This window comes from Aureimonas sp. AU4 (assembly GCF_001463765.1).
In the GTDB taxonomy this organism is placed as follows: Bacteria; Pseudomonadota; Alphaproteobacteria; order Rhizobiales; family Rhizobiaceae; genus Aureimonas.
Window position 1 is genome coordinate 1 of the sequence record NZ_BBWK01000109.1, and the last position, 5453, is coordinate 5453.

The 5453-nt window shown below is 60.8% G+C and carries 9 protein-coding genes; 5 read left to right on the forward strand and 4 right to left on the reverse strand.

The genetic code is table 11. The features are described 5' to 3' along the window. The 4 genes from AUL35_RS22795 to AUL35_RS22405 all read right to left on the reverse strand — a co-directional run. Nucleotides 1-199, reverse strand: a 199-nt coding sequence (locus tag AUL35_RS22795; protein ID WP_210168693.1) for a hypothetical protein, incomplete at its 3' end; no start/stop codon positions are given. A 167-nt stretch (nucleotides 200-366) separates the two neighbouring features. Then, entirely contained in the window at nucleotides 367-1176 is an 810-nt protein-coding gene (locus AUL35_RS23155; RefSeq protein ID WP_082666517.1) for a PRC-barrel domain-containing protein, read from the reverse strand. 299 nt (nucleotides 1177-1475) lie between these two features. Continuing rightward, a complete protein-coding gene (locus AUL35_RS23130) occupies nucleotides 1476-1802 on the reverse strand; it encodes a WGxxGxxG family protein (RefSeq protein ID WP_306304385.1) in 327 nt (108 codons plus the stop codon). Beyond that, entirely contained in the window at nucleotides 1759-2055 is a 297-nt protein-coding gene (locus AUL35_RS22405; RefSeq protein WP_156418149.1) for a hypothetical protein, read from the reverse strand. Before AUL35_RS22405 ends, AUL35_RS23130 begins: the two co-directional genes overlap by 44 nt. 213 nt (nucleotides 2056-2268) lie before the next feature. Here AUL35_RS22405 and AUL35_RS21215 point away from each other — a divergent pair, with 213 nt between their 5' ends. From AUL35_RS21215 to fsa, 5 genes are all read left to right on the forward strand, one after another. Continuing rightward, on the forward strand, nucleotides 2269-2577 hold the full coding sequence (locus AUL35_RS21215) for a hypothetical protein (RefSeq protein ID WP_062018571.1): 309 nt from the start codon (nucleotides 2269-2271) through the stop codon (nucleotides 2575-2577). A gap of 2 nt (nucleotides 2578-2579) precedes the next feature. Further along, complete coding sequence (locus AUL35_RS22410; protein ID WP_156418150.1) at nucleotides 2580-2810, forward strand: hypothetical protein; 231 nt, start codon at nucleotides 2580-2582, stop codon at nucleotides 2808-2810. Between the two features lie 66 nt (nucleotides 2811-2876). Beyond that, the gene (locus tag AUL35_RS21220; RefSeq protein WP_062018573.1) at nucleotides 2877-3545 is read left to right on the forward strand and encodes an HAD family hydrolase; all 669 of its coding nucleotides are present in this window, start codon (nucleotides 2877-2879) and stop codon (nucleotides 3543-3545) included. Between the two features lie 119 nt (nucleotides 3546-3664). Continuing rightward, a complete protein-coding gene (locus AUL35_RS21225; RefSeq protein WP_062018575.1) occupies nucleotides 3665-4147 on the forward strand; it encodes a DUF892 family protein in 483 nt (160 codons plus the stop codon). Between the two features lie 167 nt (nucleotides 4148-4314). Continuing rightward, nucleotides 4315-4968 (forward strand): fructose-6-phosphate aldolase, encoded by a 654-nt coding sequence (gene fsa, locus AUL35_RS21230; protein ID WP_062018577.1) that lies wholly within the window; start codon nucleotides 4315-4317, stop codon nucleotides 4966-4968. The last annotated feature ends 485 nt before the right edge of the window (nucleotides 4969-5453 follow it).

Below are 5453 nucleotides of genomic sequence, written 5' to 3' on the forward strand. Positions count from 1 at the left end.
AACGGTTGCAGCGGCCAAGGCCATGACCAGCGAGGATACGGGCTTCATGGAAAATCCCTTGTACGAGATAGTTTCCTAAGCCACGAAGCTGGCGGATGTTCCGAGCGATCGCCGGGATGATGCCGTAGGTGGTGTCCGCTTTTGAGCCCGTTCGTGATGGCGCTGCAGGTCTGAGTCGGGTCGAGAGCGGATGGACCACCACTGAGCGTCCGGTTCACCAGCGCTGATCGGCTCGAACGGGTGGAAACCCGTCCGTCCACTTCGCGTCGCCTGTTGCAGAAAACGGTCATTCAGCAAGCAGCTTCAATGTCCGAAAGTCAGGGGCAGAGGGAAAGGCAAAACGCCTTTCCTTCCAATACCACTTAGTCAGTCAGCATCCTTGAAGGCCGGCGCGGCTTCGAGTTGCTCGCGGGTGAAGTTGACTTGAATGCGGTCTATGCCGCTGCCCGTCCAGTTCCAACCTCTATTCATCGCGCCACGGCGCGTTCCCAGAAGGCTATCCCGCGAATTGGCAGCGCTTGGCGCCATCTCGGGGTTTGTCGTGCCGTCCGCTGGAGCCGTGCCGTCGGCCGTGCCCGAGCCGGTGGCTGCCGATGTGCCTGCTGCCTCGCCCGTTCCGAACGCTGCTGTGCCAGGCGCGGTGGCTGCACCCGCTGTTGTCGACGTCGTGCCTGTACCTGAAGCTTCAGCATCCTGCCTCAACACGAAGCTCAACTGATCATTGGCTATGGCGACGTCCTTCTCCCCAAGACCCAAGAAGCCTCCAACGCCGACTACGACCGCTACGACCTGACCCTCACGATCCAACACGAGGTCGCTGACCTCACCGATGTTCTCACCCGCCGCACCTGCGACCTGCGCGCCCATCAAGCCCGACCCAAGCATCTGGTCGCCTTGGCGATAGGTCAGGAAGCCATCTTGGTTTTGTTCTGCCGTTGCAGATGTGTTGGCCGCACTTGCTTCCTGGTCCTCTGAACTTGGAGGCGTGGAAGCACCAGACCCTGCCGAGGTTGCAGGTGCTGTCCCGGTCGTTGGGGCAGGGGCAGTAGTGCCAGGTGATGCGGGCGATGTCGCGCCGGGAGCCGGCACTGTTCTTGTTCCGGACGGTGCCTGCGCAAGGGTGGGTCCGGTTAGGACAGTTGCGGATAAAAGAAGGGTTGTCGCTAGAAGCTTCATGAGAAGGCTCCTTTCTGAATTGGTCGTTGGTCTACGTGAGCTACGCAGGGAACAGGCGTTGCACTGTGATGAAGGGCGTGGTCGTCAAATGACCGCAGTGCCTTCGAAGGGGTTAGCCCGTAGTCGTCGCTCACCCGACGCGGACAGTCGGCATCCGCCTAGTTCGCGTGCTCACCGGTCTGGAAGGATGGCGCATCGCGCAGGCATCGCTTGTCGAGTTCAACGACGTAGCCGCGGCGTGAAGTAAGGGAGCGCCAAAAGGTCTTCGACCGATGACGCTCCGAAAGTTGGATCGACCGTTAGTTCGTGCGACGAGCTGTATCGACCGCGTGAACTTTCTGCCGGCGAAGTCCCGCGAGACCTACGAGTCCCAGTAGTCCGAGCCAGCCCATATCGAAGCCATTGTCATCGGGAGCGGCAGCTCTTGTCGTGTTGGTCGTTGTAGTCGCAGGCGACGTGGTCTGAGCAGAAGCGATGGAGACCTGTGCCAGCAGGAGCGTAGCGATACCGGCACCGGCAAGAAGGGTGGAAGCGCGCATGTCATTGTCCTCTACGGGGTTGTGGAAGGGGGCGTTCAAGCTTTCAGTCCAGATCCCGCACGGCTGAGTCGCGATTTTGCTCGTCATCCGACGGCTCGTAGAGGTTGCTTGGATCGATGCCGAACATGATGCCGACCGCCCGACGACGGTTGGCGGGCTTTGCACTGTCGCGCCCTTCGATCGCATCCCGGCTGGCTTGGTCCGCATCGGCTGCGGGTTCAGCCAAGGGAGCATTGGAAGTGACAGTGTCGGCGGCATCGACGCGTTCGGATAGGTTAGATGTATTGAAAACAGAGGATGCAGGTCGCGCAGCCCTCCACGGTGAGTGGGTGGTCAGCATGGGGAGCCTCGTTTGTGGGATATGTATAAGGAAGGCCTGCTGACTGGGATTGTTCCCAAGTTATCGCTGCCTGGCAAACAAATTGGGTCGGGTTAACGCAGTCCAACCTCATATGTGAAAATAACGCCCAACTGCATGCCCAGCTATGTAAAGTAATTCTCCTTTTTCCTCGCCCCTGCGTTGTCGGTCAGAGAGCACCGAAAGGCATGAGCTATGAGCACGACACTGACCGCGCTGTTTGAGACGCGTCGCGACGCCGAGATGACGGTCGAGCGACTGGTGCAAGAACATGGCGTCGAGCGCAGCGATATCTTCGTGTTTGCCGCAGGCGACGCCAACACCGCAGGCGTCGAGCCCGCAGGGTCGGATGTCAAAGCGGACCAGCCCAGCATGCCGCAGCGGGACGACGCTCCTTTGAACGGATCGATCGAGGTATCCGTCGATATCGAGGAGGAAGACCGGGCTGCAGTTATACGCCAGGCATTCTCCGAGTTTCACGCCCACGACATCGAGGCGAGGTGATCATGGCCAAGTCCACGACGCACGTCTTCTCTCACAACTCCGCCGTGGAGAAGGACAGAGTTCCTGCGAACGCAGGTACACCGCGCGTGTCCGATACTCTTGTCGGCACCGATACATCGCCAGATCCCGACTACCATCCGGAGGCTTTGGCGAATGCTCTGACAGACAGCGAGGCGGGCGCGATCCCCGACAACGATGAGGGTGGCATCGTCCCGCTGAAGCCGCGGGACTGATCGCCGTTCTGTGGTCGCGCGAGTTGGCCGCCGGAACACAACGCTCGTTTGGAAAGACTCTCTGTTATGCCCATCAAAGCCATCCTCTTCGACATCGACGGCACGCTGATCGACAGCAACGACCTTCACGTACTGGCCTGGGAGGAGGCTTTCGCTGGCATCGGCGTCACGCTGCAGCGGCAGACGATCCACGACCAGATCGGCAAGGGCACCGACATGCTGGTTCCGTCCCTTCTGCCCGATGCTGACGAGGCGACGACGAAGAAGCTTGGCCAAGCCCATGGGTCGATCTTCCAGTCGAAATACCTGCCCGGCGCCAGGCCCTTTCCCGAAGCGCGGGCGCTTTTGGTCAAGGCGCATGCGGCCGGGCATAAGGTGGTGCTGGCGTCGTCCGCTTCCGCCAAGGAACTCGATCACTATCTCGACCTGCTCGACGCCCGCTCGCTTGTGACGGCGACAACCGGCAGCGAGGACGTCGAGCGCACCAAGCCCGCGCCCGACATCTTCGCAACCGCCCTCGGCAAGTTGGATGGGATCGGCCCGGCTGAGGTGATCGTCGTCGGCGACACGCCCTACGACATCGAGGCCGCCCTCCAGTCCCAGATTGCCACGATCGCAGTGCGATCGGGCGGCTTCTCGGATCTGGCCTTGCGAGAAGCGGGGGCGGTCCGGATCTACCGGGACGTCGCAACGCTTCTAGCCGAGTACGACGCTTCTCCGCTCGCCGATCGATAGGGCAGCCTCGAATGTCCCGCGAGGGTGCAACGCGCCTAGCGGGCTGAGAGCAGGGAGGGCGCGATCAGCTTTTGCCTATGACGATCGACCGTTCGTCGAACCGGAAGGAAACTTTGATTATGTCTGACCATGCTATGAAAATGCTGATCGCGCAGGGTCTTGCTGCTTTGGAAGCAGGGGGCAAAGTTGCCAAATTGGCAATCGATGAAATCGAACGAGACGCAAAGGATGCAAGCCTGTGCGCGGCCTTGGCGCAAAGCCGCCGGACCTCGGCAACTTGGAGGCACCGTATCGACGAGGCGGTGCAGGAAGTCGGCGGGGTCGATGAGGTCGAAAACCCAATTCTCCAGGCGCATTACGATGCCGCGAGAAAGCTTCGCCAAGGTGCCGAGGACGACCTATCTCGCGACCTTGGTATCTTCGCCTCGCACCAGCTTGCGTTGCACTACTGGATGGCAGCCTTCGGCACGATGAAGAGCTACGCATCACAGGCAGGATTGGGCAAGGTTGAACAGAACATGCTCTTCTGTCTCGATGATACCCAAAACGCCCAACGAGCCCAGGCGAACCTTGCCCGCACGATTATGCAGCAGGCTGCCTGAAGGCTCTCGGTCTTTCCTGTTCTAGACTGCAGTCCGCTTATCCTGTTGAGGTCGTCGGACCGTACTAAAACGGGAACGAAACAACTTACGCCGGCTTCGCCTTTTGAACGTCCATCGCCAAGCGCCGTGCCTGCGCGCGATATCGCCGTTCCCAGCGAGCCCCCCCCATGAAATTCTTTGTCGATACCGCCGACGTCGCCGAGATTCGCGAGCTGCAGGAGGCTGGCCTCATCGACGGCGTCACCACCAACCCCTCGCTGGTGCTGAAGGCCAACCGCCCGATCAAGGAGCTCCTGAATGAGATCTGCGACGTCACCGACGGTCCGGTGTCGGGCGAGGTCGCCTCGATCGACTTCGACGGCATGATGCGCGAGGGCAAGATCCTGTCCGAGATCGCGCCCAACATCGTCATCAAGCTGCCGCTGACGCTGGACGGCCTCAAGGCCTGCAAGAAGTTCACCGAGCAGGGCCTCAAGACCAACGTCACGCTCTGCTTCTCGGCGAACCAGGCGCTGCTCGCGGCCAAGGCCGGCGCGACCTACATCTCGCCCTTCATCGGGCGTCTCGACGACACCAACATCGACGGCATGGAGCTGATCGCCGACATCCGTCGAATCTACGACAACTACGACTTCGAGACGCAGATCCTGGCGGCTTCGATCCGCACGGCCAACCACGTGCGCGAGGCAGCCCTGCTCGGCGCCGACGTCGCCACCGTGCCGCCCGCGACGCTCAAGGCGCTGGTCAAGCATCCCCTCACCGACAAGGGTCTCGAAGGCTTCGTGGCGGACTGGCGGGACGCAGGACAGACGATCGAATAGTGCGAGCGAGATATCCGCTTTTGGAAGCGGCCGCTTGGGTGGCCAACGTCCGGGAAGGGTCGAGAGCGGATGGACCACCACTGAGCGTCCGGTTCACCAGCGCTGATCGGCTCGAACGGGTGGAAACCGGACTGTCGGGTTTGGGTCAACAACGCTGAGAAGCAGACATTCCAAAAGCGCAATCGAGTCGCTCGTCTCTACCCACGTAGACCTGCTCATTGTCTGGCGACGGCCATTCGTACGACGAACCGATCCAGTCCGCTCCGCACGCACTACGTACGTACTTCCCCTAACGGTTGTTACTAATCTACCGTAAGTTTCGAACACGCCACGCGAGTGATGATCTGGTGTCACCACATTTCGCGAGCAAATCTATGTCACGCATGAGAAAGGCGTTCTGGCTCTCCACTGCTCTCGCCGGCGGGTCGTTCCCGGCCAGCGCGCAGGCTGTCACCAACACCGTCACGTTCAACGGCACCGTCACA

Excerpts from the sequence above, each read along its gene's own strand:
- AUL35_RS23155 (WP_082666517.1), bottom strand. The coding sequence starts at position 1,176 with ATGAAGCTTCTAGCGACAACCCTTCTTTTATCCGCAACTGTCCTAACC.
- AUL35_RS21225 (WP_062018575.1), top strand. The coding sequence starts at position 3,665 with ATGTCTGACCATGCTATGAAAATGCTGATCGCGCAGGGTCTTGCTGCT.
- fsa (WP_062018577.1), top strand. The coding sequence starts at position 4,315 with ATGAAATTCTTTGTCGATACCGCCGACGTCGCCGAGATTCGCGAGCTG.
- AUL35_RS21220 (WP_062018573.1), top strand. The coding sequence starts at position 2,877 with ATGCCCATCAAAGCCATCCTCTTCGACATCGACGGCACGCTGATCGAC.
- AUL35_RS22410 (WP_156418150.1), top strand. The coding sequence starts at position 2,580 with ATGGCCAAGTCCACGACGCACGTCTTCTCTCACAACTCCGCCGTGGAG.
- AUL35_RS21215 (WP_062018571.1), top strand. The coding sequence starts at position 2,269 with ATGAGCACGACACTGACCGCGCTGTTTGAGACGCGTCGCGACGCCGAG.
- AUL35_RS22405 (WP_156418149.1), bottom strand. The coding sequence starts at position 2,055 with ATGCTGACCACCCACTCACCGTGGAGGGCTGCGCGACCTGCATCCTCT.
- AUL35_RS23130 (WP_306304385.1), bottom strand. The coding sequence starts at position 1,802 with ATGACGAGCAAAATCGCGACTCAGCCGTGCGGGATCTGGACTGAAAGC.